The 26,059-nt window shown below is 71.3% G+C and carries 16 protein-coding genes and 1 pseudogene; all 17 read right to left on the reverse strand.

Annotation, left to right across the window (positions count from 1 at the left end; translation table 11 throughout):
- Window positions 1-82 precede the first annotated feature (82 nt).
- The 17 genes and pseudogenes from OG241_RS11890 to OG241_RS11970 all read right to left on the reverse strand — a co-directional run bounded on the left by OG241_RS11890 (window position 83) and on the right by OG241_RS11970 (window position 26,015).
- The gene (locus OG241_RS11890) at window positions 83-2,293 is read right to left on the reverse strand and encodes a hypothetical protein (RefSeq protein WP_405815205.1); all 2,211 of its coding nucleotides are present in this window, start codon (window positions 2,291-2,293) and stop codon (window positions 83-85) included.
- Window positions 2,293-6,210: a putative baseplate assembly protein gene (locus OG241_RS11895; protein WP_405815206.1), complete on the reverse strand. Its 3,918-nt coding sequence runs from the start codon at window positions 6,208-6,210 to the stop codon at window positions 2,293-2,295. Before OG241_RS11895 ends, OG241_RS11890 begins: the two co-directional genes overlap by 1 nt.
- A complete protein-coding gene (locus OG241_RS11900; protein ID WP_405815207.1) occupies window positions 6,207-9,422 on the reverse strand; it encodes a putative baseplate assembly protein in 3,216 nt (1,071 codons plus the stop codon). Before OG241_RS11900 ends, OG241_RS11895 begins: the two co-directional genes overlap by 4 nt.
- Window positions 9,419-9,832, reverse strand: coding sequence for a GPW/gp25 family protein (locus tag OG241_RS11905; protein WP_405815208.1), 414 nt, complete (start codon window positions 9,830-9,832; stop codon window positions 9,419-9,421). Before OG241_RS11905 ends, OG241_RS11900 begins: the two co-directional genes overlap by 4 nt.
- Window positions 9,829-10,167 (reverse strand): hypothetical protein, encoded by a 339-nt coding sequence (locus tag OG241_RS11910; protein ID WP_405815210.1) that lies wholly within the window; start codon window positions 10,165-10,167, stop codon window positions 9,829-9,831. Before OG241_RS11910 ends, OG241_RS11905 begins: the two co-directional genes overlap by 4 nt.
- An 18-nt stretch (window positions 10,168-10,185) precedes the next feature.
- Window positions 10,186-10,722 (reverse strand): phage baseplate assembly protein V, encoded by a 537-nt coding sequence (locus OG241_RS11915; RefSeq protein WP_405815212.1) that lies wholly within the window; start codon window positions 10,720-10,722, stop codon window positions 10,186-10,188.
- 80 nt (window positions 10,723-10,802) lie between these two features.
- On the reverse strand, window positions 10,803-11,942 hold the full coding sequence (locus OG241_RS11920; protein ID WP_405815213.1) for a hypothetical protein: 1,140 nt from the start codon (window positions 11,940-11,942) through the stop codon (window positions 10,803-10,805).
- Window positions 11,935-12,297 carry a hypothetical protein gene (locus OG241_RS11925; protein ID WP_405815215.1) on the reverse strand — a complete coding sequence of 121 codons (363 nt, stop codon included), beginning with the start codon at window positions 12,295-12,297 and terminating at the stop codon, window positions 11,935-11,937. Before OG241_RS11925 ends, OG241_RS11920 begins: the two co-directional genes overlap by 8 nt.
- Window positions 12,298-12,308: 11 nt before the next feature.
- Window positions 12,309-13,010, reverse strand: coding sequence for a hypothetical protein (locus OG241_RS11930; protein ID WP_405815216.1), 702 nt, complete (start codon window positions 13,008-13,010; stop codon window positions 12,309-12,311).
- The gene (locus OG241_RS11935; RefSeq protein ID WP_405815218.1) at window positions 13,007-13,729 is read right to left on the reverse strand and encodes a hypothetical protein; all 723 of its coding nucleotides are present in this window, start codon (window positions 13,727-13,729) and stop codon (window positions 13,007-13,009) included. The genes OG241_RS11930 and OG241_RS11935 overlap by 4 nt, the downstream gene beginning before the upstream one ends.
- Window positions 13,730-13,876: 147 nt before the next feature.
- On the reverse strand, window positions 13,877-20,350 hold the full coding sequence (locus OG241_RS11940) for a DUF4157 domain-containing protein (RefSeq protein ID WP_405815219.1): 6,474 nt from the start codon (window positions 20,348-20,350) through the stop codon (window positions 13,877-13,879).
- Complete coding sequence (locus OG241_RS11945) at window positions 20,347-20,643, reverse strand: hypothetical protein (protein ID WP_405815220.1); 297 nt, start codon at window positions 20,641-20,643, stop codon at window positions 20,347-20,349. Before OG241_RS11945 ends, OG241_RS11940 begins: the two co-directional genes overlap by 4 nt.
- Window positions 20,634-22,604: an ATP-binding protein gene (locus OG241_RS11950; RefSeq protein WP_405815221.1), complete on the reverse strand. Its 1,971-nt coding sequence runs from the start codon at window positions 22,602-22,604 to the stop codon at window positions 20,634-20,636. The genes OG241_RS11945 and OG241_RS11950 overlap by 10 nt, the downstream gene beginning before the upstream one ends.
- 44 nt (window positions 22,605-22,648) lie before the next feature.
- Entirely contained in the window at window positions 22,649-23,599 is a 951-nt protein-coding gene (locus tag OG241_RS11955) for a DUF4255 domain-containing protein (RefSeq protein WP_405815222.1), read from the reverse strand.
- Window positions 23,600-23,669: 70 nt separating this feature from the next.
- Complete coding sequence (locus tag OG241_RS11960) at window positions 23,670-24,407, reverse strand: hypothetical protein (protein ID WP_405815224.1); 738 nt, start codon at window positions 24,405-24,407, stop codon at window positions 23,670-23,672.
- A pseudogene (locus tag OG241_RS11965) lies at window positions 24,400-24,846 on the reverse strand (hypothetical protein); the annotation flags it as partial. The pseudogene OG241_RS11965 and the gene OG241_RS11960, both read right to left, overlap by 8 nt.
- A gap of 644 nt (window positions 24,847-25,490) precedes the next feature.
- On the reverse strand, window positions 25,491-26,015 hold the full coding sequence (locus tag OG241_RS11970; protein WP_006376990.1) for a phage tail protein: 525 nt from the start codon (window positions 26,013-26,015) through the stop codon (window positions 25,491-25,493).
- Window positions 26,016-26,059 lie beyond the last annotated feature (44 nt).

Consider the following 26,059-nt stretch of genomic DNA (forward strand, 5'->3'; position numbering starts at 1 on the left):
AGGTTCAGACGGCTCAGAAGTGAGAAGTGGGCGAGGTCACGCGGTCGTTGACGGATGCGGGATCGAGGCGGCCCGGGTCGGCTCAGGTCACGAAGAAGATCCCCGCGTCCGTACCGGCGGGCGTGTACTCCGCGAGCCGGGCGCGCAGACCGTCCTCGCGCTGCGGGCGGTACAGGTCGTGGAAGGCGCCCAGTTCGGCGCCGTCGTCCGCGCCGCGCCGGATCTCCTCGGCGATGGGGGTCCCCCCGCTCGAGCGAAGCCGAGAGTGGGGGAGGTCGGCCAACTGGCCGTACCAGGGCGTCCCGTAGCGCTTCGACGCGAACAACGGCCGTACGCGTGCCGCCTGTTCGGGACCGGCCAGGTCCGGCTGGCAGCGGTACCGGCGCGGGGTACGGGACCCGGCGGGGACGTAGGAGTAGCGCAGACCTCCGATGCCGCGCCGGGCCACGTGCAGTCGGCCGGTGAAGATCGAGTTCTCGGCGACTTGTACCGCGTGGGTGTGGATCTCGCCGATGACGGTGGTGCGGTGGAGGTGCAGGACGGCGTGGGCGTGGCGGCAGTCGGGGGCGGACAGTGCCTCGCGGTCGTCGGCGGTGGCGTCCAGGATGCTGTCGCGGAGGTGGATGTCGAGGGGGTCCTCGCTGACCTCGTCGCCGATGACCTCGATGGTGCCGAGGATGCTGTGCTCGATCTGGAGGCAGGCGGTGGTGCGTTCGAGGACGATGCTCGGTTCGTCGGGCGAGTGCGGGTCGCACTCCGGTTCCAGTGACCAGCCCGGGACGAGGGTGGAGTGCCGTAGGACGACCGCTCCCATCGGACCGGTGACGTTGATGCCCCGGCCGGCGACGAGGAGCCCGTCGAGGGTGATCCGGGGGCGCTCGTGCGGGGCGCAGTCGTCCGCCACGGCACGGATGTTGAGGGCGTCGGGGCGGTTGCTGTACCAGTCGAGGAGGCGGATCACCGGTCGGGTGCCTTCGGCGGCGCGGAGTTCGAGGCGGTCGCCGGGGTCGAGGTCGAAGTCCAGCTGCTCCTGGTAGGCGCCGCTGTGGGTGATCTCGATGATGCCTTCGGGGCCGGTGCGGTCCGCCCGGCGGTCGTGCTGCCAGGCGCGGTAGGCGTCCATGATCTGGCGGTACGGCTGTCCGGGGCCCACCCGGTAGAAGTCGGCGTCGGGCCGGGCCACCCGGGCCCGTTCGTACTCGCCGCCGCCCATGTCGGCGCCGAACGCGTAGTGGTGGTCGACCCAGACGCCCTGCCGGGGTGCGGAGCGGGCGCCGAACGCGATCCGGCCCAGCTCGGGGTCCACGGCGACCTGGCCGCGCTTCGGCCGGTAGCGCCAGTCGGACAGGTCCGTGACCACGAGGTCGGACGGGGGCACGGGCTTGTCCTCGCCGTCGCGCCGGATGACGAAGCTCTTGCCGGGTCCGTAGTAGTCGGTGAGGCGGTCGTGGAGCAGACGGCGGGTGACGAAGGCGGGCACGTTGTCGACGGCGGCGAGGTGTGTGGGTGACGGCTCCGGGACCGGTTTGGTGACCAGGGGGCTGTCGTTGCCGAGGATCGAGAAGGTGTAGAGGTTGCGGGCGCGGTCCACGCAGTACGCCGGGGAGCGGGTCAGTGAGTACGCCTTCAGCCGCCAGACGAAGAGGGCGACTCCGGCGGGGGTCCAACCTCCCTGCCTGCGCGGCGAGTTGGCGCTGCGCACGTCGACCGTACGGGCCGCCGTGTCGAACGGGCCGCCGGCGAGGGCGAGCGCGGAACTGTTCCGGAGGTCGAGGAGCCGGCCCCGTCCGGTGTCCCGGTGGAGCTTGACCGACTGGTTGTGGGCGACCAGGCGCGACAGCTCGACGGCTCGCGCGGGCAGGTCGGCGACCTGTTCGGCGATCTCCTCCAGAAGGTGCAGGGTGCCCTTGCGGCGGCGGCTCGCGACGGTGGCCGCCACGTCGGCGCGCGGGGCTATCGCCTCGGCGAGCGCCGCCCGGCCCCCGTCGTGCAGACCGTCGGTAAGGACGCGTTCGTAGCCGGGGAGGGTGCGGTAGCCGACCAGGTCGCCGAGGTACGGCAGCACCCAGGGGGCCGCCGTCTCGACGAACAGATCCTCGTAGCCCTGCTCGACTCCGTCGCGTACCCGGTCGAGCTGCTCGGCGATCACCGCGAGCAGCGCACGCAGCGGTTCGCCCTCCTCGGCGTCGCGCAGGAGGTGCCAGCGGGGCAGCAGGGCGGCGAGGCCGTCGGGGTCCCGGGCGGTCCCCTGTGCTGCGGTCTCGAACTGGACGTCCGGGGGGTTCGCGGCCATCACTTGACCTCCGTGAGTATCAGGGTGTCCGCGGCGCGCGGGGACAGCAGGGCGAGCTGGGCTGGGCGGATGCCGCGGAAGACGTACACCGTCCGGCCCTTGGCGAGGCGCCGGGTGTCGGTGATGTCGGGGTTGAGGCGCAGGAGTTCGGCGAGCGGGACGCCGTGTCGGGCGCAGATCGACGAGAGGGTCTCGCCGTCCGCGTTCCGCACCGTGTGGGTCCTCTCGTCGTACGTCGCCGGGTGCGCCGGGACCGAGGGCCTCGGCGTGCCGGGGTGGGCGAGCAGCTCGGTGAGCTGCTCGGGGGTGGCGGCGGCGGGGACGCCGGTGAAGACGTCGACGTCGACGTAGTCGACGCCGGGCACGGTGTGGGCCGTGGCGAGAACCTCGGACAGTCGCGCCGGGCGGGCCAACTCCCGTCCCTCGTAGCCGAGTCTGCGCAGCAGGGCCTGCCGGAGGCGTGGCTCGACGAGCTCCCAGGAGTGGTCGGGGGCGACCTTGACCCTGGCCGCGACGAGGAGGAGGACCAGTTCACGGACGTCGACGCGGACGGCGAGGCCCGTGTCTCCGTACTCGGTGAGCGCGCCGCGCAGGGCACGCAGGATCTCCGCGTCGTCGGCGATCGGGATGTCGTCCGTACCCGCGACCGTGACGTGCAGCAACCGCCGCCGTCCGTCGAAGAGTTCGCGTGCGGTGGCCCGGCCGATACCGGCGCGGGAGCGGGCGAAGTCCTCGTAGTCGGCCGTGGAGACCAGTCGGTCCAGGGCCGACACGGCGAGCGGGATGGTCCGGCGGGTCAGACCGGGCCCGTCCGCGTCCGAACCGCCGGTCGCGGGGCGGGGGTTGGTGACCTGGCTGACGCCGAGCGGGCGGGTGAGGGGCTGGGTGATCCGGTGGGCCGCGGTGTTGGCGGCCTTGCCGGTGCCGAAGCGGTAGCGGGCTCGGACGTTCTCGTGGCCGGTGGGCAGCCGGGCGCCGTTGACCCCGTCGCCGAAGGTCACCGTCGTACGGCCGTCGGAGGTGGTGCCGGTGATGTGGACGCGTTCGCGCGGTCCGCGTCCGGCGAGGCTGTCGACCTCGTGCCAGCGCAGACCGTCGACGCGGATCTCCAGCACGGGTGTCGCGCCCAGGGGGTTGTCGTCGGCGAGCCAGGTGAGCGGCGACTGCCAGAGCGCGAAGGTCTGGTTGACGCGGTCCGAGTCGCCGCTGCCGATGGCCTCGTCGCGCCCTTCTCCGTGCGTCGCCTCGACGACGTTGCCGAGGATGCTGACGCTTTCCCGGCGGTAGCGGTGGGTGAGGTCGGCGGTCAGGGTGAGCCTGGTGTGGACGTGGTCGCCGGGGAGCCGGGGGTCGACGGCCGGGTCGGCCGCGGCGAGGGTGACGACCTCGGTGGCCCGGACGCCGGTCGCGCCGGGGATGTCGGTGCGCTCACCGGTGACGATCAGGGTGCGGCCCGCGCGCAACCCGTCGTAGAGCTGGGCGAGTTCGATCTCGTTGCCGTGCACGTCCTCGCCGAGCGGCTCGTCGGCCAGGTGCAGGGTTTCCCCGGCGGCGTGCACGGTGGTGTCCCGGATGTGCGAGAGCAGGACGTCGAACTCGTCCAACCAGGGGTCGGCGAGGGTGAGTTCGGTGCCTCGGCCGGTGATGCCGTAGTTGGTGTAGGAGGCCGTACGGGTGGCGACGACCTGCGTGGTGACGAAGGCGAGTTTCGGGTCGCCGGGGATTCCGCCCTGAACTCCCTTGGCGGGGCGCTGAATCGCGACCCAGCTGCCGACCGTGATGCCGGTGTGCACGCTGTCGAGCTGGAGGAGTCGGTGGTTGATGGGCTGTGGCTTGCTCGCGATGACCACTTCCACGTTGGGCTCGGTGGAGCCCAGCGCGTAGCGCAGGCTCACCTCGTACTCCCCGTGGGTGAACTGCTCGCTGACGCCGGGGCGCAGGGAGATCTCCTGGCTGGTGCCGTTGTGGATGGCGACGGTCACCAGCCCCTCGTCGTCGGGCCGCGACACGAACACCGTGCGCTCCGGCAGCCCCGAGTGGAGGCGGGCGGTGACCCCGGGCTGCTGGGGGTCCTGGGCGGCGCGGACGGACAGGTCCACCTGTCCGGTGCCCAGCGGGAAGGTGACGAACTGCGGGACGGGCAGGTTCTCGGCCCGCTGGTCGGAGCTGCTGCCCTCGACGTACTGGAACTCGGCCCTGACCGGAACCTTGCCCGCCGTGTCGTAGACGACGCGCATGCTCGTGAGCGCGGCGCCGGTGAGCGGCCAGTCGGCGGTACGGATGACCCGGCCCCGGTCGTCCTGAACCGGCTTGAGCGGCGCGGTGGCACCGAACGGGGCCGTGGTGACACGCAGCGCGAGCAGCTCACGCAGCAGCTGGGGCGCAGTCCCGGGGGCACTGGAGCGCCAGGCCGGGTAGAGGCTGCCAAGCCCGGGGTCGAGAGCGGAGAGCAGACGGGCCGCGTCCCCACCGGGCCGCCGGACACGGGCACCAGCGGCAGGAGCGGGCGCCGAGGCCCGCAGCCCGGGCAGAACAGCAGCCAAAGCCTGAAAAGCAGCGGCACGCGAATCGCCCTCCAGAGGCGCGGGGAACCGCCCGACCGGACCCTGAAAACCAGCGCCACGCGAATCCCCCTCCAGCGGCGCGGCAATCCGCCCGACCGGAGCCTGAAAACCAGCGGCACGCGAATCGCCCTCCAGGGGCGCGGGGAACTGCGCGACCAGCCCCAACGGCGCAGCACCCGCCCGACCACCTACAGAGTCACCCCCCTCTGCGCTCTGCACCGGCGCCAACTCAAGTGCACGCGAACCGAGTTCACCCAGCACCGCCTCCAACCGCTCGAACCACACCGCCACGCCCTCCCACGGAGTGGCAAGCACCTGCGCCTCACCAAGCCGAGCCACCGGCTCCGCAAGCCGGGCCGCCAACTGCTCCGGCGTCTTCACACCATCCAGGTCGGCACGGAGCGAGGCGAGAACCTGATCGTCGAAGTCCTCGATCAACCGGCTCACCGGGCGCGGGTTGGGGATCTCCGGCGTCGGCGGTTCGTCGCCGGGCTCACCGGGGATCGCAGGCTCGGCCGTCCAGCGGCGGACCTCGTCGACGAGTTCCTTCAGCGTGGCCGGCGCGGACGAGGCCAGGGAGATCGCCGTGATGTCGTCGTCGCGGTCGACGCGTGTCCTCGCGACCGGCAGCAACAGGCGTGCACCATCAGCCTGTTCGCCGAAGACGAAGAGCAACTGTTCGCCGGTGCGCAGGGAGTTCGCGGTGCCTTCGACGAAGATCTCGGAGCGGGACTCCAGGTCCTGCGGGGTGAGCAGGGAGGGGCGCCGACGGCGGACCTTCAGCTCGTTCCAGTCCCAGCGGGCCGTCAGATCGCGGCTCGTCTCGAAGGTCTGCGACTGCTCGTCGGCGGACGCCGGCACGCTGTTGCTGCGCGCCCCACGAGGTATCAGCACGGGCAACGTCTCGGCACGCGGGTCGCGTTCGAGGGTGTACGCGAGATGGGTGGTGGCGGCGACTCCGGGGCGTGGCCGGTGGCCGACGAGCCGCCCGAGCAGGACGAGTGAGCGGTGCTCGTTGGCCGTACGGACGTAGGCCTCGTCGGCGATCCGCTCGGAGTGGAAGGTGAGCAGGTCACCGAGGACGGCGGTGGCGTCGAGCAGGCCGATCGCCGGGTCGTCCGGGGTGCGGACGGTGAGGCCTCCGAGCGCCGGGTATGCGGGCGAGGCGAGCCGGTCGAGGAGGGCGGCCAGGAAGCCGCCGTATTCGTCGACGCGGTAGTCGAGGGCGGTGCGGCCGGGCGGGTTGTGGAGCGGGGCCGGGGCGAGGCGCTCGTCGTGACCGGGACGGCAGGCGCCGCCGCAGGTGCAGTCGTCGGCGAAGTCGGCCGCCGGGAGGGTCGTGTCGGTGGTCATCGGGCACCTCCAAGAGGCGTCAGGGATATCGCCAGGAGGCCGTTCTCCGGCCGGTCCGGGTCGTTGTCACAGGTGGCGATCTCCAGCGGGCCGAGCCGCAGCACGCCGTCCTCCCTCTCTCCTCGGTCCTGCTCGAACAGCCGCCGCAGTCTGCCTACTTGGACGCCCTCCACACCGGGTACGGCGGCGGCGACGGCGACCAGCCGACTGAGCCGGACCGGCTCGCCGAAGGTCAGGGCGTCCGGGTGGAAGAACCCGAGCCGTCCGTCCGGCAACCGGCCGGTGCCCAGGACGCGGTACAACTCGGCGAGGATCTGCCCGTGTTGGTGGCCCGGCGCGGCGCACACGGTGAGCGCGAGGTCCAGCGGTACATGCCGGGCGGGGCCGACGACGAGGTCGTGGCCTATGCGCCGGTACGCCTCCAGGGCCTGGGCGACCGACGCGAGCAGCTCGGGCGGGGGCGTTCCGGTGCCGTACGCGTCGATAGCGAGGTGGGCCTCCTGGGTGCTGCCGGTCCAGCGGATCTCGGCGGCGGCGCGCTGGACGCCGGGGAGGGCGGCGGCGAGGTCCGCGTAGTCCTCGGCGGTGACGGCGCGCAGTCGGGTGCGGCGCAGGTCGAGGGGGGCCAACTGACGTACCAGTTCCATGGATTCGGGCTCGGTGCCACCGGCGGCGGGCAGCGGGTTGCGGACGACGGCGACGGGCGGCGACGGGCATTCCCCCGACGTGTCCTGGTCGTTGACGACCTTGTCGTTGACGGTCTGCTCGCTGACGGTCTGGTGGTTGACGACCAGGTGGTTGATGGCCTCGGCGCCCACGTTGCCCGCGCTGCCGCCGCCGAGGCGGTAGCGGGCGGCCAGCCGGGTTCCCGGGACGGGCCGGGCGCCGTGCCTGCCGTCGCCGAAGCGGAGCGCGAGGCGTCCGTCGTCCTCCAGTTCGCCGACGAAGTGCCGGTCGCGGGGGCCGCTGCCCAGCAGGTCCCGGCGCGGTGACCAGGAGTTGTCGCCTTCCTGTTCTTCCAGCCGTACGGCGGGCAGGGCGCAGCGTGGGTCCTGGGTGAGGGCGGCGGTCGCGGAGCCGCGCAGCACGGGTTCGTCGGGGTGGAGTCCGGCCGCGTACGCCGGGCCCCAACTGTGCGCGATCTCCCAGGCGATGTGCCCGTCGAGGACGGTCCCGGCGCGGGCCCGTGCCGTGAGGATCTCGACGCGGCGCAGCTTGCCGTCGAGCAACTCGTCGTTCCCGTGCAGCAGTTCCCGTAGGGCGCGCACGGGATGGCGGCGGAGTTCGTACCGCTCCAGCACCTTCAGGCCGTACACGACGGCGAGTTCGGCGATCTCCTCGTCGCCGAGCCCGTCGCGGTCACGGGCGCTGCGCCACAGTTCGACGAGGCGCTGCCGTACCCGTCCGGGGATGGCGGCGATCCGCTCGGCCTGTCCGGCGGAGACGGTCACCGGGTCGGGGAACGGCACCGCCTGGGCGATCGGCGCCCCTCCGAGGACCGGCCGGAAGCGGGGTGCGATGCCGGGGTAGGCGGACTGCGCGAGCAGGGTGCGCAGGGCGGCCGCCTGGGCGTAGGCGGTGCCGGGCACGACACGCTCGTGGCGCTGTCCGGCACGTTCGAGGCCGAGGCCGGCGCGGGTGGTGGCGGCTTCACCGAGTACGTCGAACAGCTCGCGGATGTCGTCTGCCGTCAGCGCCTGCCCGCTTTCCGCCTTGTCCGCCAGGGAGTTGACGAGTCGCGCGGGCGCGTTGCCCTCGGTGCGGTCGGAGCAGCCGAAGGCGGGAGGGTCGCACGGGGCGACGACGGCGGGTACGGGCGGCACGGTGAACGTCTCGGGCAGTCCGTCCCCGGGCAGGGAGCGGCCGTGGTCGACGAGGACCACGTTTCCGCGCGCCAGGGTCACGTCCTCGACGGGCAGGCAGTCACGTCCTGCGCGGGCGGTGAGAAAGAGCGGGAAGCGGAGGGCGTCCTCGGCCGCCCAGGTGACCTCCAGGACCGGCTGGTCCTCGATGCGGTCGAGGGCGGGGGTGACGGAGGTGAGGCGGACGGCCTGGCGGCGGGCGGGGTCGGCGTCGCCGGGGGTGCCGGTACGCGGGCCCTTCACCTCCTCCAGGACGAGCAGGTCACCCGGCCTGAGGTCGAGTCGGCGGTCGCGGCAGGTCTCGGGGTCCTGCCATTCGTCGCGCAGGGTGGCGGCGGTGGCGCCCTTCGGGAGGGCGTTCACCTCGCCGCCCCAGGTCCACAGCCGGATCGCGTTGTGGGCGACCCGCAGCTCCAACGGGTCGGCGGCGAGGACCGGTTCGAAGACCTCCACCGAGCCGCGCTCGTCGAGATCGGCGAGGTCACGTTCGTCGACGACGGTGCCGGGCTCGGGCCGGTCGTGCGGGTCGAGGCTGCGAACGTCGACGGAGGCGAAGCGGAAGGTGCCCGGGGCGAGCGTGTGGTCACCGGCGGTCTCGACGGTGACGTGTGCCCGGGCCGTGCACCCGTCGTGCATCGCGTAGTCGATGAGCCGGACGTGCCGGCGTACGGAGACGCGGCGGCGGGCGGTGTCGAGGTAGGCCTCGGTGGCGACCGCGTCCTGCTGGTAGCTGATCTGGTCGCCGGTGTACGCGAGGAGTTCGACGAGGGCCACGCCCAGGTCGGCGGGGTTGCGTTCGACCCAGTCGGGGGTGGTGAGCGCGAGCCGGTCGAGGAGGAGCTTGCGGATGGTGTCGTAGTCGCGGGCGGTGTAGTCGACGACGGGAGCGGCCGGGAAGACCCGCTCGGAGCCGCTGCCCGGCTCATCTCCCGCGCTGTCGAAGGGTGTTGGACGGTCGGGCCGGAAGGAGAAGAGAGCACTGTGGTAGCGCTGGTCGAAGCCTCGGTAGGGCTGGGTGCCCGGGCGGTCGTACGGGTCGGTCTCGACGACCGAGAGGCGGTAGCGGGAGCTGTCGCCGGTCTTGTCGAGGGTGACGTACAGCCGGTCGTCGAGTTCCGGGTCCTCCTCCCGCTCGACGCTCACGTCGACGGCGGTGATGCCGGTGACGCGTCGGCCGCCGTCGACGCGGATGTTCTCGGGGCACAGCCCGTGGGGGGCCTTGCCGAGGAAGGTGACGGTGAGCAGCAGCCCGTCGTCATCGACCTCGACGGCGTCAACTCCGTTGAGCTGGGCGGCCCTTACCTTCGCGCGCCGTGGTACGGCGACGCTGTCGCTCTGGTGGGTGCTCATACGGCGGCCCGCCCTTCGAAGACGTCGTCACGTCGGGTGCCGGTGGCGCGGACGACGTACGAGAGATGCACGCGTACGACGTTGTCCTCGCCGACCACGTCGAGGGCCAGCACGTCGATGAGGTCGCCGAGCCAGCGCTGCAGCGCGGCCTGCACGGAGAGTTCGAGCGTGCTGATCAACTCCGGGCTGCTGGGCGCGAAGACGAGTTCGAGGAGTCCGCAGCCGAAGTCGGGGCGCATCACCCGCTCGCCCGGACTGGTGAAGAGGAGCTGCTCGACGAGGTCGTGGACGTGCTCGGCGTGACGGGCGTGCGCGGTGCGGCCACGCCGGTCGGCGCGGAAGGGGAACGCGATGTCGCTGCGCGGGCTTGTCGCCATGCTGGTGGCGCCGGGGCGGGTCGGGCGGCTCATCGGACGGTGACCTTTCGCTGCACGGCCTGGACGACGGGTGGCCCCTGCGGGACGAGGCCCGATGTGAAGCACTGGGCCGCGGAGGTGTCGAGGAGCGCGGGCGCGCCGTCGACCAGGACACCGGTGTCGGCGGCGGTCCAGCGGACCGAGACGCAGGGCGTGGGCACACCGTCGACGGTGTGCGGGCAGCCGGTGACGACGGTGTTGGCGTGCGCCGCCGTGACGACGACGGCGCCGGCGACCCGTACGCCGCCGGTGGGTGTGGAGGCGGCGCTGACACGACCGCCGTGCGGGCAGCCGATCACGGCGCTCGCATCGAGCAGACTCCCGGACACTTCTTCGTCCCCCGTCTTCTATCGCTTCGAGAGCACGGTCAACTGGCCCTCATTGATGGTCACTTGATCGCCACTCAGCAGGACCTCGGCGCCCGCGCCGTTGGCGATGACGATGACTCCCTGGGTGATGCGGATGTAGGCGCCGCCCTGGGCCTGGAGGAGGATCCCCTGCTCGACGCCGGGTGTGTCGTTCATGACGAGCTTGTGCGCGAGGGGCGTCTGCACGACGACCGGCTTGTTGGCCGCGTTGGCCTCCAGCTCGCGGCGCGCGTCGGGCGGCAGTTCGTCGGCGGTCCCCCACCAGCAGCCGGTCCAGATCGGGAAGCTGGGGTCCCCCTGCTCGAACTCCACCCACACCCCCGCCCCCTCCTTCGGCACCACGAACTGGCCGGACTCGTGACCGGTGAACGGCAGACAGGGCAGCGCCCACGTCGACGGCTCGTCGCCGAGGACGTCCGGAACCTCGACGGTGAGACGTCCGATCCTCAGCGGGTCGTTGTTGTCGACGACCCGGCCACGGAATTTGCCGAGGTAGCGATTACTGGGTGCCGCCATGCTGAACTGCTCCTGGTTAGTTATCTGCGGTCTGTGGTCTGTTGCGGGTATTGCGCGGTTGGCGCACCGGGGGCCGGGGGTCAGGGCCTGACGTAGTCGCTCAGCGCCTCCAGTCCCTCCCGGGAGAGGGTGAAGTTCTGCTGGTAGGAGCCCGGACGCAGGTTGTGGGTGACGGACTTGACGTAGTAGTCGCCGTCGTACGCCCGTCCCGAGCCGCGTACGCCGACGAGTTGGCGGGGCTGGAGGATGTAGCCGTGCCGGTTGACGTCGAGCGAGCCCGAACCGGAGACGACATCGGCGGAGACGGCTGCACGCGCCAGCAACTCGGCCTCGGCTTCCGCCCGTTGCTGCTTGGCGGTGCCGGACAGGGTGCGGCGCTTGAGGGCCGGGGTGGGCCGCTTGCCCAGCGGCGGACGCAGCGGGCTGATCGGCGGCTGGGGCAGCAGCGTGGACAGCCTGGTCCCCGGGTCCTGCCAACGGGCCTGCGGCTCCTCGCGCGCCGTCCCGTCGTAGGCGAACGTCAGTTGATCGACAGTGGAGTTGGCGTCCATGTTGACGTTGAGCGCGTGCTGCCGTATCCCGAGCCGCACCTCGGGCCCCCAACGGGCGGAGGACTGGCCGGGGTTGGGTCCGGGTTCGAGGTAGAAGGTGTAGCCGTTGGCGCGGGCGAGTTCGGTGACGTACTGGAGGTCGGTGCCGGTCTGGTAGTGGACGCGGAGATCCTGGTGCGGTGGCTGGGCGATCTTCTCCGTGTAGACGTCGGGCCGGATGCCGTAGTCGGAGTACTGACGCAGGATGGCGAGGACGCGCTCGGAGGGCGGGAGGTTGGGGTAGCGGGCGGTGCGTTCCTCCAGGTCGAGGAGGAGGGTCAGGTCTTCGCCGGTGATGGTGAGGGTGGAGTGGCCGGGCTGGTTGCTGGCGCCGACCTCGTGCCGGACGATCAGGCCGTCGAAGAGGACGTCGGGGGTGCCTCTGACGGCGACGGTCACGATGAGGCGGGTCTTGGGGTCGAAGAACCCCTCGGGGAGCAGCCGTCGGCTGATGATGCCGTTCTTGGTGAGGTCGAAGGCCAGCTGGAATCCGCTGCGTTCACCCGCGGTCGCGGTGATCTGCGCGGACAGCAGGGCCTGGGTGACCTCGGCGGGGACGGGCTGGACGAGCTTGGGCCCCATGAGAAGCGTGATGTGGACGGGGCCCTGCCCCACGGGCAGATCAAACACGCCGGTCACCTCGCGGGAGCCCGCCGAGGGTCGGTATGCCGATGACCCGGCCGGGCTCTTCAGTCAACTCCCGTGGGTCGAGTACGGGGTTGGCGTCGGCGATCTGCCACCACTGGGCGGGGTCGCCGAAGTAGCGCTGGGCGAGAAGGTCTGGGCGCTCGCCGGCCCCGACGGTGTGGGGGTGCGTGTCGTCGTGGAGAGGGGGCAGCAACCGCCGTTTGACGTAACGGACTTCGGTCCCGTCGGCCTGACGGTGAACCCCGATCTCGGCGTCGTGATACCGACTGGTGCGCGGATAGGGATGAGCGCCCGGAATGGCGTCCAGGGCGTTCTCGTACGGTTCGATGTCGGCCATGGCGGTCTCCCTCAGCCCCTTCCACTGAACGCGCCGACACCGACGCCGATGCCGCCGAGCCCGAGTGCCCCGAGGCTTCCGCCCCGGGCGGCAGCGGCGAGCTGTTCCTTCTGCGCGAGGTGCGCCATGTAGAGGTCGGCGCCTCTGTGCCCGGCGGGCAGATCGCTGACGGTGAGGATCTTCATACCGATGCCGAGAGAGGCACGGATCGGATTGAGGTTCACGTCGAACGCGGACTCGTTGACGGACAGCTCGGTCAGCCGAACGGGCATGACGCGCTTGCTCCCCCAGGTGAACAGGGTCAACGGCATCTCGATCGGGCTGATCTCGATGGTCCCGCTCTGCGCGAGCCGGCTCGCGGCGCGCAGTTGGTCAGTGGTGGGCTGAACAAGCATTTCGAGGGTGGCGAGTTGGGGATGGATACCGTCGGGCGCGGCGACCTCGAACTGATCGGTGGCATCGATCTCGGCGGTGAACTTCCAGGTCTCCTGCGCGGGCCCCTTGAGCCGGAGAGCTTCGTTCTTGTCCCCACCCCCGGTCCCACCGCCGCCTCCGGAGTCGGCGCTGTCGCCGGCGGTCTGGGGTGCGAGGCTGCGCTCCAGGGTGTCCGGGTTGAACTGGAGGACGATGATGCGCTGGGGGGTACCGGTGTCGGGGTTGACGACGACTATTCCGGAGCGGATGGGTTTGGGGATGTCGGCGTAGCGGGTCACGACTTGTTGTCCTCTGTGAGCATGTCGGCAAGCGCTTCAAGCGCTTGCACATCCGGCAGCTGCTGTTCCACCGCGTCGGCGGCGATGCCACCCGCCACGGGGTCCTCTGGTGCGCCGATCCAATGGTGCAGAGCTTGGATCGGGGTGAGCCCTTCCTCCTTGGCCCGGCGCAGCAGCGAAATCCATCGGCCCTCGGCATAGGTGCCGTCGGCTCCGGCACCTGCCCGCTTGATGAAATAGGCCGCGTCGTCAGTCTCCGAGGCCCACAGAAAACCCAGCAGAAGCCGCCCTCGACGGACCGGAAGATACCGAATCGGCCCGTCGGTCAAGAACGCGTAACCAGGCCGTTCGAGTGTGAAGGGAGAGAGATCTTCCCAACCTTGTGAACGATCCATCATGGCCTCGTCCACGACGGAATTATCGTCGTTCTCCTCTTCGGAGGAGGGTTCCTTATGCTCCGGGTTGGTGAGCTCTTCCAGTGTTCGCAGATCTGGCGCCGCCTGTTCTACGGCGTCGGCTGCGATACAGCCGGCCTCGGCGTCTTCCGGCACTCCGATCCAACGACGCAGCGCCTGCAGCGGTGCAAGACCGTCCCTCTCGGCCTGATCCAACCGTTCGGACCAGGCTACGGACGCGAGAAGGGTGGGGCGTTGGGCAACCAGTCGTCGAATAAAACTGATTCCGTCGTTACGCTCCGATGCCCAGAGGTAGCCGATCAACTCCCCCTCCATGGTCACCGGTAGGTATCGCACGGGAGCCCCCGTGCCAGTGGAGTAAGCCCTCGAAGGCTCGTGCGCATCATGTGGGACCATTGGTGACTGCCCTCCTCTCATAGGCTACTTTGTCGCTACTGGAAAATTGGTGAGCTAGGGCCTGGGCAGGATGACCCTGGCGTAGATGTCCCAGACCCCATCGGCTGTCGGCCCTCGGACGTCGGTGATGATGTATTCAGTATTCCTCGGCAGGATTATCTCCCGCTGCTCCGAGTACTTGCTCAACTGGCCGATCCACAGACCCGGCGCACCCTTCGGTACATCCAGATGAATTCGATAGGGGTTCCGCTTGGTGTCGGCAAACGCAGAAGTGGCGCCCAACGAAGTGGACATATAACCAGGCTCCCGCTGAGTGGTTCCCTTCAGGCTATTGGCATCGCCCGAGTATCCGGGCATGAAATCCACCTTCTGGAGGGTTCGTTGCACCCCGAGCCCCTCCGGGAGTGGATTCTGCAGCGCTTGGTCCATCAGATCCATGCGGGACATCATGTCGGCCTCTGTCGGGAAAGTCCCCCCAAAGGTTCTCGTCAGTCGATCTCGCAAACCCTTGTTCTTCAGTTCGACGCGAAGCTGCTTTCTCGGGTCCTGAGAACTTACGATTCTGTCAATGATCTTGCGTTGTTTGGGCGTGATGTCGGTGCGCCGCGAAGCGGCCACGACCTCTCTCAACGTCGGCTCCCGGCCGCCGAACACATCGAGGAAGGGCGCCCTCTTGCCGCGATCCCGCTGCCAATCCGCAAGAGCGACACCCGGATCACGCCCGCGGGAAATTTGATTATAAGGATACGACCACCAGGTGTACTCCTCGATTGCCTTCCGCTGTGCGGCGGGAATCGCCTTGATGATGGGCCTCAGCACCGCTTCTCCGTAGGCCTCAGCTTCGGCATTCGAGTTGAAGCGTCGAATTTTGTCGCCAAGGCGATCGATCTCCTCGCCGGTGTAGTCGTAGTAGACACCGTCGATTACATAGCCGCGAGGATTGAGCGTGGCGAGGATCTTGAAGTCGGGGAACCCGACGGTGGATAGATCCGTCAGTCGGTACCAGAGGCGCATTCCCGCGAGAGCAGCGCGCAGCGCATGGTCGGGAACTCCCTTTCTCAGGAGTTTCTCGACCAGGGGGCGGATACGTGCCAAGATTGCTGCCAGCCGAGCCTCCTTGGACTCCTTTGTTTTCTCCTTCTTCTTGCCATTGTCGGACTGGCGCTTCTTCTGGTCCGTCCAGTTCTTCTTGTCGTCGCGCAATCGGTCACGCTTCTTCTTGAATGCGTTGCGCAACTTCGATGCGCTGTTCTTCAGCGCCTTGCCGACCTTCGTCTTCTTCAACTTCCGGCCGAGCGTTTTCGCCGCGTTCCCGACCTTCTTCAGAGCGGACTTGACCGCTCCCTTTGCCCTCGACAGGGCCTTCCCTGCAGGGGACTTGGGCTTCTTCGGCTTGGTCGGCTTGGGGCCCTCGATCTCCTTCTTCTTGGACGGGGCCTCGGGGCTCTTGTCCTTGGCCGGCGCCTGGTCCCGGTCGGGGGTTCTGTCCTGGTCCGGACGCCGCTGCTCCGCCGCGTCCTGCCGCTTCGCCCCCACCGGCTCCTGCTTCGCCGGCCCCTTAGGCGTAGCCGTGTCCTTCGGCTTCACCGGAGCCTTCGGGCCCGGGGACGGGGCCCCCTTGGGCCTCGGCGCGGCCGCCGGCTCCGCCACCTTCTGCGTGGCGTTCCGCAGCGCCCCCCGCGCCTTGTTGACCGCGTTGCCCGCCGCCGACCTCGCGCCCTTGCCCGTCCGCTTCAGGCCGTCCATGACCTTCTGGGACATGGCCTTGAGCCGCGCACCCACTCCCTTCGTCGCCGAGGAGAGCCTGATCATCAGGAAGTTGGCGATGAAGTCGAGCAGGGCCACCACGCCCGCCGCCACCGCTTCCGCGAACAGGCACGCCGCCGGGCCCGCCTTGACCGCCTTCAGGTACGCCCAGAACTTCCCGAACGCCGCCAGGATCGAGCTGATCGACTGCCAGGCCGCCATCAGGCCCTGGACGATCGTCAGGATCGCGCCCGCCGCCGGGACGATCATCGAGACGACCTTCTCGATGACCAGCGACGCGATCATCATCGGCAGGGACGCGATGATCGCGTCCCACGCCATCTTGCCGATCTGCTTCAGCGAGACGCAGCCCTTGACCAGGACGTTGATGACCGCCTTGCCGAGGCCCAGGATGCCCTCGACCTTCGTGTCGAACCACCGCTTCACGCCCACCTTGATGGCGCTCCAGAGATGGTCCGTGATCCCCGACTTGGCCGAACTGCCCGCCTTGCCTATCCAGCCACCCGGGTCCGGCGCGATGTCGGCCACCAGCGCCGCGAACTTCCCCAGCGCCTCGATCGCCGCCTGCGCGAACTTGATCGCGCCGACGATGATGGCCTCGAAGGCCTTGATGACCGCCTTGAGGCCTGCTTCGAGGACGTCCAGCAACGCGTTCAGGCCCGCCGCCAGTGCGTCCAGGAGCGAGTTGACCGCCTTCTTCAGGCCGTCCGCCAGTTCGTTGACCGTGGCTATGGCCGCGTCCCGCAGCCCCTCGATCGCGTTGCGGAACCTGTCCCGCAGCTCCGGGAAGGCCGCCAGCAGCACGTCACCGATCGCGATCAGCGCGTCGGCGAGCGCGTTGATCGCCGCGACGGCCAGGTCGCGGACGAAGTCGATCGCCGCGTTGGCCCACTCCTTGAACTTGTCGATGATGCCGTTGACGAGAGCACGTGCGGCCTCGAAGACCTTGGTGACCGCTTCGAGCAGACCCTTGAAGAAGTCGCCCACCTTGTCGGCGACCCAGCCGAAGAAGCCACCGGACGGCTTCTCCTCCTCCTTCTTCCTCTCGGCCTCCTTCTCGGCGTTCTCGCGCTCGGTGTCGATCTGCGCGTTGTCCGTGTCCTTGCGCGCCGCGACCTCCTTGTCCTTGTCGTCGCGCGCCTTGACGATCTCCTTGTTCCTGGTGCCGTGCTCGTCGTCGGACTCCTTGTCCGCGTCCGCGATCTTCTTGTCCTGCTCGGCCCGCCAGTCCTCCCGCTGCGCCTGGGTCTCACGGGCGGCCCTGCCCCGTTCGGCGGTCTGCTTGTCGGTGTTCTGCGCGACCTCGCGGTCGATCTCGGCCTGCTTCTCCTGCTTGGCCTGCTGTTCGCCCTGCTGGTGCTTCTGTTCCTCGGTCCCGAGATCACCCTGCGCCTGACCCGCGGCGCCCTGGATCTCCGGGCCCTTCTCCTGCTTGGCGACGGCTCCGACGCCGTCCTTGGGCCGGGAGATGGCCTTGAGCCCGCCGCCCTTGCCCCGCCGGCCGCCGGCCGCCTTGCCCGCGAGCTGTTCCCGGGGCGCGTCCGGGAAGATCTGGTCCTCGCCCATCGGCTTGGCCGCGTCGTCACGGCCCGTCTGCTGGATCTCGGACTGCTTCTCCTTCAGGGCCCGCTGCTGGTCGTCGGTGCGCGTCGGGTCGCTGGCGCCCTCCAGCCGGATCTTGGGCGCCGGTCCGACCGTCTTGTTCGCGAGTTCGGGGTCGGTGGTCGGTACGGCGTCGGCCGCGGCATCGACGTTCGCGGCCTCGGCCTCGCTGAGTCCCTTGTCCGGCACGGCGGGGGGCGGCGGCGGAGGCACGTCGTCCGTGGGGCGCCTGCCCTCGGCCTTGTCGCTGCCCTTGGCCTTCTGCTTCTCGGCCCGGTCCTCCGGGCCGAGCTTCTCCACCTTGCCGGTGACCGCGTCCGCCGCCGGGGCGGCCTCGGGCTTCCCGGACAGCGTCCTGGGCGCCCCCGAGGGACGTTCCCGCGTGGGCGGGGCGGCGTCGAGACGCTGCTGCTCCTCGCCGACCTTCTTGCTCGCGGCCCGGTCGACACCGGGCAGGGCCGCCGCCGCCTGGTCGGGTGCCAGCTTGCCCACGGTCTGTACGGCGGTCTTGGGGTCCTGCGCCGAGACGTCCGGCGGCTCCTGCTCCTTCTCCTCGGACGCGGCCTCTCCGCCGCCCCCGCCGCAACTGCCCTTGCCCCCGTCGTCCTTCTCCGCGGCGGGCTCGGGCGGCGCGCAGCCACCGCCGTCCTTCTCCAGGGACGCCTCGGGCTGGGGGGATGCACTGTCCGACGTCTGGCCGGGTGCCGCGGTCTGCTCGGCTGCCGGACTCACCGCCGCCTGGGCGACGGACGGCGCGGCACCCGGCCCGGCGGCGGTCGTCGGGCCGCTCTTGCCACTACCGCCCACCGGCCCGCGCGGTACGGCGCCGGGTCCCGTCTCCTTGGGGATGCTGCTCTTGGCGCCGGGCGCCTCACGCTCGGACCTGGGCGGCTCGGCCCCACGCCGTGCGGCGGGCGAGGGATCACGGTCCTCGACAGGTGTCTTCGGAGTCTGCGCACCGGCCGGACGGGACACGCCGGCGGTCGCCACCATGCTCGTGGTGGCCGTGGCCGGCGAGAAGCCCGCCACGGCAGCCACCGGACCCGGTGCCGACCGCGCCTGCACCCTCGTACGCTCCTGCCGATCGCTCTTCTCCTCCTGCGCGTCCCTGGCGTCCGGCGGCTCGTCGCCGCCCTCCGCCCCGGTCTCGCCGGGATCGTCGGAGGCGTCCTTGGTCTGCTCCTTCTCCTGCTGCTGCTCCGGGGCGGGCTTCTCGGCCTCCGGCTCGGGCCGTTCCCTGTCCTCGGTGGCGGGGTCCCGGCCGACCTCCTGGTCGAGCGGTTTCTCGGTCTCCTGGAGGTCCTTGGTGCCACGGTCCTGGGCCTGGGCGGCCGGCCCGTTCTCGGGCTGCGGCGCCTCGCCCTCGACGGGCCCCTCGTCCTGGCCGGGAGCCTTCGGTTCGGGCCCGGCGGCCTGCTCGTCCTCCTCCTGGTCCCGCTTCTCCCGCTCCTGCTCGATCTTCTCCGCCTTCGTCGGCGGCGGAGTCGGGAAGGTCGGCGGCGTCGGTTCGGAGGCACCCGGCTGGAGCTGGTCCGCGGTCGGTACGGCCGACAGGTCGAGGTCGGCCTCGGGAAGATGGTCCTCGGGCTTGATCACGGGTTCGGAGTCGCCGCCCGCCGCGGCGCCCTCGTCCTGGCCGCCCGCGACCTCCCGGTCGGCGCCCGCTTCGAGGCCGAGCGGCTGCTCCTCCTCACGCGGGTCGACCTCGGCGTCCCCCGCGCCCCCGTTCTCATCCTTCTCGTTCAGCCCGTGCTCGGACAGCGCCGAGTCGGCCTGTTCACCCCGTTCGTCCACCTTCTCCGGCCGTACGGGACCGGGCTGGCCCTTCTGCTTCGGGTCCAGTTCCTCGCGCCTGGCCCCGGCGGCGGGCTGGGTCTGCTGGTCCTTGCGCCCGCGCTTGTCGGCCCCAGGGGCGTTGGCCTGCTCGGGGTCGGCCTCCTCGCGTTCGCGCTGTTCCCTGCGCTCCTCCTTGGCCTCCTCCGCGCCCTGCTGCTGCCCCTGGGCGCGCTCGTCGGCCGCCTCGTCGGTGCGCTCCCGGTCGGCGGCGGCCTTCTCGCCCTCCTGTTGCTGCTCCTGCCCGGCCCGCTGCCGGGACGCGTTGCGCTCGTCCTCCTGCTCCGTGCGCTGCGCGGCCTCCTGATCCTCGGTGGCTGCGTCGGACCGCGCCCGACTGCGCTGCACACCGGCCTTCTCGTCGCGGTCCCTGGCGTCCTGCCGCTCCTCGCGGGCGTCGGCGGCACGCCGGTCACGCGAACCCCGGCCCGACTCCTGCTGCTTCTTCCACTGGACGCGCTCGACGCCGAGGGCCTCGAAGAGGTCCATCTCGGGCAGCGGCACCTCGGCGGGCTGGAGCTCCAGCGGGCCCGGGCCGTCCGCCTGTTCGGCGAGGTCGAGGAGGCGCTCGTACTCCGGAGTGAGCAGCCGCGCCTCCAGCCGCTCGATGACGGCGTCCTCCAACTGCTCGGACATACGCGCCAGTTCGAGTCGCACCCGGCCGGAGGCGTCGGCGGGGTCGCCGCGCAGCGAGCGCAGCACACCGCCCGCGAGCCGGTCCACAAGGGTCGCCGGGTCGACGGCCTCGGCCCGCATCCGGTCGGCGTCGACGGTGGCGTAGCGCAGCCAGCCCGGCGTAGCCTGCCCTTCCTCGACCGCGCCCTCGGGCTGCGCAGTGCCGGCTGCGATCTCCCCGCCCCGGACAAGTTCCTGGGCGGCCGACTCCGCCTCCCGCTCGATCGCCTGCTGCGGCAGGCTCACCGCGCCCAGGTCCCGCCCGGCCCGCAGCGCGCCGAGCCCGTGCGGGTTCTGGACGGTGTGCAGCAGCTCGTGGGCGAGCAGGCGCTGCCCGTCCGCGGTACCCGGGCGGTAGGCGCCCTCGCGGAAGAGGATGTCCTGGCCGACGGCCACCGCGTCCGCGCCGAGCAGCTCGGTCAGCTGTGCGGCGTCCCGGCCGGTGTGCAGCCGTACGCGGCTGAGGTCGTGACCGAGGCGCTCCTCCAACTCCCGTCGTACGCCGGGATCGAGCGGTTGTCCGGCGCCGCTGACGACGTCCTTCGCAGACGGGGTACGGGACTTGGCGCCCCGTTCCTTTCGCCTGCGTCGGCGCTGCTCGGCGGCCGACTGCTCCGAACGGGCGTCCTGGGACTGCGCGTTGCCGCTCACCGGGTCACCTCCCCCTGACCGCTGAGCCCCTGGTGCACGGCGCGGGCCAGTTCCTGCCCGAGGCGGCGTGCGGACAGGCCGGCGGGCAGCGGCGGCAGCCCGGTCAGCGCGTCGACGCCCACCGCGCCGTCGGCCGCGAGGGGCACGCCGTACTCCCGTACCAGGCGGGTGAGTTCGTGCTCGAAGGCCGCCGAGACCCGCTCGGGGTCTGCCCGGAACCCGTCGAGCACGAGTTCGCCGATGTCCAGCCGTATCGCCGAGGGCGCCTGCTGACGCTGCCCGTTCACACCCATCCGCGCACCTCCGTCGGCGTCAGGGAGCGCTCCAGCTTGAGGTACTCGGTGCGGGCCGCCGCGAGCATGTGACGCATCTGGAGGCGGTCGCCCTCCTCGGCGGCGAGGAACGCGCCGGACAGGGCGATGTTGCGGATCGAGCCGCCCGCGACGGTGAGTTGGGCGAGCAGGGCGGCGTCGATGTCCTTCACCGGGGCCTGCGGGGGCAGGACGCGGCGCCAGATCTCGGCGCGTTCGTGTTCGGCGGGGAAGGGGAAGTCGACGACGAAGCGGATGCGCCGCAGGAACGCCGTGTCCAGGGCCTTCTTCATGTTGGTGGTGAGGATGGCGAGGCCCCGGTAGGCCTCCATCCGCATCAGCAGATAGCTGACTTCGAGGTTGGCGTACCGGTCGTGGCTGTCCTTGACCTCGCTGCGCTTGCCGAAGAGAGCGTCGGCCTCGTCGAACAGCAGGAGGGCGCCGCCGCGTTCGGCGGCGTCGAAGACCCGGCGCAGGTTCTTCTCGGTCTCCCCGATGTACTTGCTGACGACCTGGGAGAGGTCGACGACGAACAGGTCGAGGCCCAGCTCCTTCGCCATGACTTCGGCGGCCAGCGTCTTGCCGGTGCCGGAGCCGCCCGCGAAGAGGGCCGTGACACCGAGCCCTCGGCGCAGCGTCGCGGCGAATCCCCACTCCTGGTGGACGGTCGGGCGCTGACGGACATGCGCGACGATCTCGCGCAGTACGCTCGTCTGCCGCTCGTGCAGGACGAGGTCGCCCCAGGCCGCCTCGGGTTCGATGCGCCGCCCCAGCTCGTCCATCCCGACCCGCGCCTCGTCGAGCCCGGCCCGCCAGGCGAGTTCGGCCGCGTCCAGGTCGTCCTCGCCGGGGAGATCACGCCGTACGGCCGCTGCCGCCGCCCGCACCACGTGCGGGGGCAGCTGGAACTGCGCGACCAGGGACCGGAGTTCACCTTGGCCGAGGTCGGCGACTTCCTCGAACGCGTCGGCCCAGAGGGCGAGTTGCTCCTCCTCGTCCAGTCGGGGGACGGTGACCCGGGTGCCGTGCGGGCGGTCCGTGCGCAGCGGGTCCTCGCTCGACACCACGACGGGTACGGCGGCCCCGGCGAGGAACGCCTCCGTCGCCGTCCGCTGGTCGCGGTCCAGTTCGCCCACGTCGACGAGGAGCGCGGCGGGCAGCAGGATCGCCTCGCGCTGCCAGAGCCGGGCGAAGCGGTCCCGTTCGGCGGGGTCACCCGGGATGTCCTCGGCGCTCAGCGAGTACAGCCCGAGCCCGGCGCGGGCCGCCGCGGCGGCGCCGATGTCGGCCCGGCTGCGCAGCTCGCCGCCGGTCACCTCGACGAGCAGCGGCGCGTCGGGGCTCGTCGCGGTCGCCCAGCCGGCCGCGACCCGGCTCGCGGCCAGGTCGTACGAGGGCGGCAGCCGGTCCGGCACGCTCGCGCGTCGCAGCTGGCCGTGCAGCCGGGCGTCGAGGTAGGGCGAGCCCAGCAGGAAGTGCAGGATGCGTTCGTCGAGGCGGAGCCTGGATGTCGTCAGCCGTGAGTCGTCGTCCAGCTCGGTGATCCGCCAGCGGCGCAGCGGTGCCACCGGGGTGAGCGCGCTCCAGTGCGGCTCGGCAAGCGCGGCGAGGGCGAGCGAGAAGGTCGGGTACGTCCGCTCCCGGTCACCGCAGGCGGCGGCGCAGCGGGCGGCGGTGGTCGGCTCCAACTCCTGGGCGGCGGTGAGGAGTACGAGGTCCCGTTCGAAGGGGGTGAGGCCGAAGCAGGTGACGAGGGCGTCGAGGGGCGCGGTGACGGGACCGGCGGGCACGGGCATGGTGTCGGGCTGCGAATCCTCGACGCCCCGTGTCCCCTGCCCCTGTCCGGCGTGCGCCGCGTGTGCGTCGACGCGGGCGAGCACACGCCGGATCTCCGCCGTCAGCGTCGTCGGACCCGTGGCGTGCACGCCGGTCCCCTCTGTCATCCCCATGTCGTCAGCTGCCCCCGCTCGTTGTCCGCACCCGGCCCTCAGCTCTCGGCGTTCTCGGTGTTCTGGGTGTTCTGGGTGTTCTCAGGTTTGTCGGGCTCTCCTGCCCTGTCCGGGGAGGCGGTCGCGCGCTTGCCCGCGCCGCCGCGCGCGCCCCTGCCGCCGCCCGACCCCGGCTCCGTCGCCTTCGCCGGCTGGGCCGTCTTGCGGGTGCGGGACTGTGTCGCCTTCGCCGGTGCCTTCACCACGGCTTTCCTGGCGGGCGCCTTCGCCGCAGCCTTCGCGGGCCGGGACGCCGATTCCGGATCAGATTCCGAACTCCCGTCCTGCACAACCTCGTTCACGGGTGGCAGCGCCTGCCCACCCGGCTCAGGTGCGCCCGGCGCCCCGAACGGCAGCACGCGTACATCGGGCCGCTGTACCGGCTTCGCCGCGACCGGCGATTCACGTCCCTCGATGAGGACGAGGGCGGCCTGGTAGACGACCGACAGCGAGTACGGCGTCTGGTAGAGCATTCCCCAGAGCTTCGACGTCTCGTCGACGTCCATCACCGTCGGTGTGAAGCGGACGCGCTGCGCCGATTCCAGAAGGTCGCTGCCCGCCAAGTACGGCTTCTCACCCGCCTGTTCGATGACGTCCTTCGGCAGGATCGGTATCTCGTGCAGGGTGCGGACGACAGAGCCGATCAGGCGCTGCCCGACCAGCTCGTTCTCCTCGCCGTACGCGCTGATCAGGAAGTGCAGGTCCAGTGCGGCGGCGGGCCGCTTGACCAGCGTGCCGTCGGCGGCGCGGGTCGGCAGGTCGTTGTTGCGCTGTGAGGTGTTGGGCGTGACCTGGTACAGGAACACATGGATGGTCGGTTCGCCGGACGGTTCGGTCGGCGGCTTACGTGTCTCGACCGTGACGGCCGCGTCGAACTCCGGCCCCAGGTTGTTCTCGATCAGGACAGCGAGGGCCTGGGTGACGTGGGCGATGGCAAGTGCGTTGCTCATGAGGTCAGTTCCCCGGTCCCCGCTGCTCGTCCAACTGCTTCCTCTTCCTGGGCCGGCCGCGTCGCGCGGTTCACTCGCGCCCCCGGGCCAGATAGTCCGCGAGGCTCACGGTCGCTCCGGGTCGCTCGCCAGCCGTCGTACGCCGACGGGTACCTCCCGCGGGTGCCGCCGCCGTCACTTCGAGCCGCCCGATCCGTACCTCGACGACCTGCTCTGGCGCCCGTCCGGGCCGCCGCGCGGCGGCCTGCCGTACGGCCTCACGCGCAGCGGTCGTGTCCGCGGCGCTGGGTCGCGGGACCGTGGACGCGGTGGCGCGGGAGGCGGAGTCCGGGCCCGGGGTGCGGGGCGCGGGCGCCGCGTTCCGGGTGGAGTCGTCTTCCGGGTGCCGACCACCCGCCGTGCGGCGCGCGGCTCCGGCAGTCGGTCGCGGGCTGGGCAGCAGCTGCGTGACCGGCCGCAGCAGGGGCCCTTCAGGGTCGGCGGTGCGCGGCGCGGGTTCGGTCGGCCGGCTGTCGTACACCCGTTCTGTGTGTACGACGGTCCGCTCCCGTTCCGGAGCCGGGCGTGCCCCGGATGCCGCCGGGCGAGGCCGGTCCGGGTGCGGTGCGGCCGCGACCGGAGCGGCTGCGGGCCACAACGGGGCCTCGCCGTCCGGTTCGGGCGCCGTGGCCCGTACCGCCTCGACCCGTTCGAACGGCCCGGGCAGCCGGGGGCGCACCCGGGACGCGCCCGGGACGGCTCCGGCGGTGTGCCGGGCGATCAACCGGTCGAGGAAGTCGGGCCCGTCGGGGGCCGGTGAGTCAGACATCCGCACACAGCTCCAGGTAGTAGCGGCGCCGCAGCGGGCTGAGCGCCAGGATCTCCGGCTCGCTCCAGCCGTACGCGGTGGCGAGCAGATGGACGTCGAGGAGCACGTCCCGTGCCCAGGCGTCCAGTTCGGTCCACAGGTAGGAGGCGATGTCGAGTTCGGCCTGGGTGGCCGCCCGGCACTCCGGGCAGGCCACGTTCAGCGTCAGATCGGCGCCCGGGTCGGCCGCCTCGACGGCCTCGGCGATCCGGCGCTGCACGGGGCCGGGCAGGTCTGTCGCGGACACGGCGGCCCCGTCGTACACCGCCGACACGAGGCACCGCGCGAGCAGCGCCCCCCGCGGGTCGGCGGCCCGGGCCGCCGCGGCGAGGTCGGCAACCCCGGGCACCCGGAACTCGACGTCCCACCCGTCCTGTCGAACCCGCACAACGGAACGGCCCAGCCCGGCCGAGGCCACCTCACCGCCCCAGGTCGCAGGCCCTCCAGCACGCCCGGCAGCGCCCGACCCGTCACTCTCGGCCGAGCCCACACCACCACGCCCGGCCGAACCCTCCTCACCACGCCTGACCGCAGCCCCTCCGCCGAATCCGGCCGAGGCAACATCGCCACGCCCGGTCCCACCAACCCCGCCACCACCCGCAAAGGCCAACCCGCCGCGCTCAGCAGCAGACCCTCCGCCAATCCGGGCCGAGGCCACCTCGCCGAGCCCATCCGAAGCGGCCGCGCCACTACCGGCCGAGGCCACCCCTCCGCCGGTAGGCGAACCGCCCCGCCCGCCCAGGGAGCGCGCCAGCTCCCCCGCGTCCAGTTCGAACTCCATGTCCTCGCCGCACGCCGAGCACGCGAGCCGTACCTGCATGCGCTCGCCGAACAGCGCGCGGCGCAGCTCGAACAGGTCCGCCTCGCGCTCGCCCACCGGAAGCTGCGGCAGCCTTCCGGTGTCGACGTCCGGGCGGGCCGTGCGGTGCAGCAGCAGCGCACGCCCGACCGGCGCCTCGGCGAGTCCCGCCTCCCAGGCGGCCAGCAGTCCGGCCGCCGAGGTGATCGCCATGCCCATCCCCCGATCGATCAACTACCGTCGTTTCAGGCCGGGTTCAGGAACGACGGCTCCTGCGGCTCGGGCACCTCGTAGTCCCGCTCCCAGCCCTCACACTCCAACTTGAGCGACTGGATGGCCACCGCGTTCGCGTTGGCGTCGAGTTCGCCGAGGACCTGGTACTCACTGGGCCAGGTCCGGTAGAGCTTGTGCGAGACGGCGACCTGGCCGGCCTCGTTGAGGACCTGGATGACGATGTCCTTGCGGAAGTCCGCGAGGGACACCTCGGAGCCGAGGCCCGCCCCGATCTGCCAGACCTTGTTGGCCCAGCGGTCGAACTCGGGGTCGTGGGTGACCCCGCGCTCCAGGGTGATGCCCTCGAACTCGGAGCGTCCCGGCGACTTGCGCGGGGAGGAGGGGTCGCCGCCGTGGCGGTGCTTGACGACCTCCGTGGTCCGCTTGAGCGGACTGATCTTGCTGATGCCGGCGACCGTACGACCGTCCCACAGGACCAGGAACTTGAAGTTCTTGTACGGGTCGAAGCGCTGGGCGTTGACCGTGAACTCAGCCATCGGATTCCTTCAACTCTCCACGATGTTCGGGGACCTACGAGGTC

The sequence above is a fragment of the Streptomyces sp. NBC_01390 genome (genome assembly GCF_045040105.1).
In the GTDB taxonomy this organism is placed as follows: Bacteria; Actinomycetota; Actinomycetes; order Streptomycetales; family Streptomycetaceae; genus Streptomyces.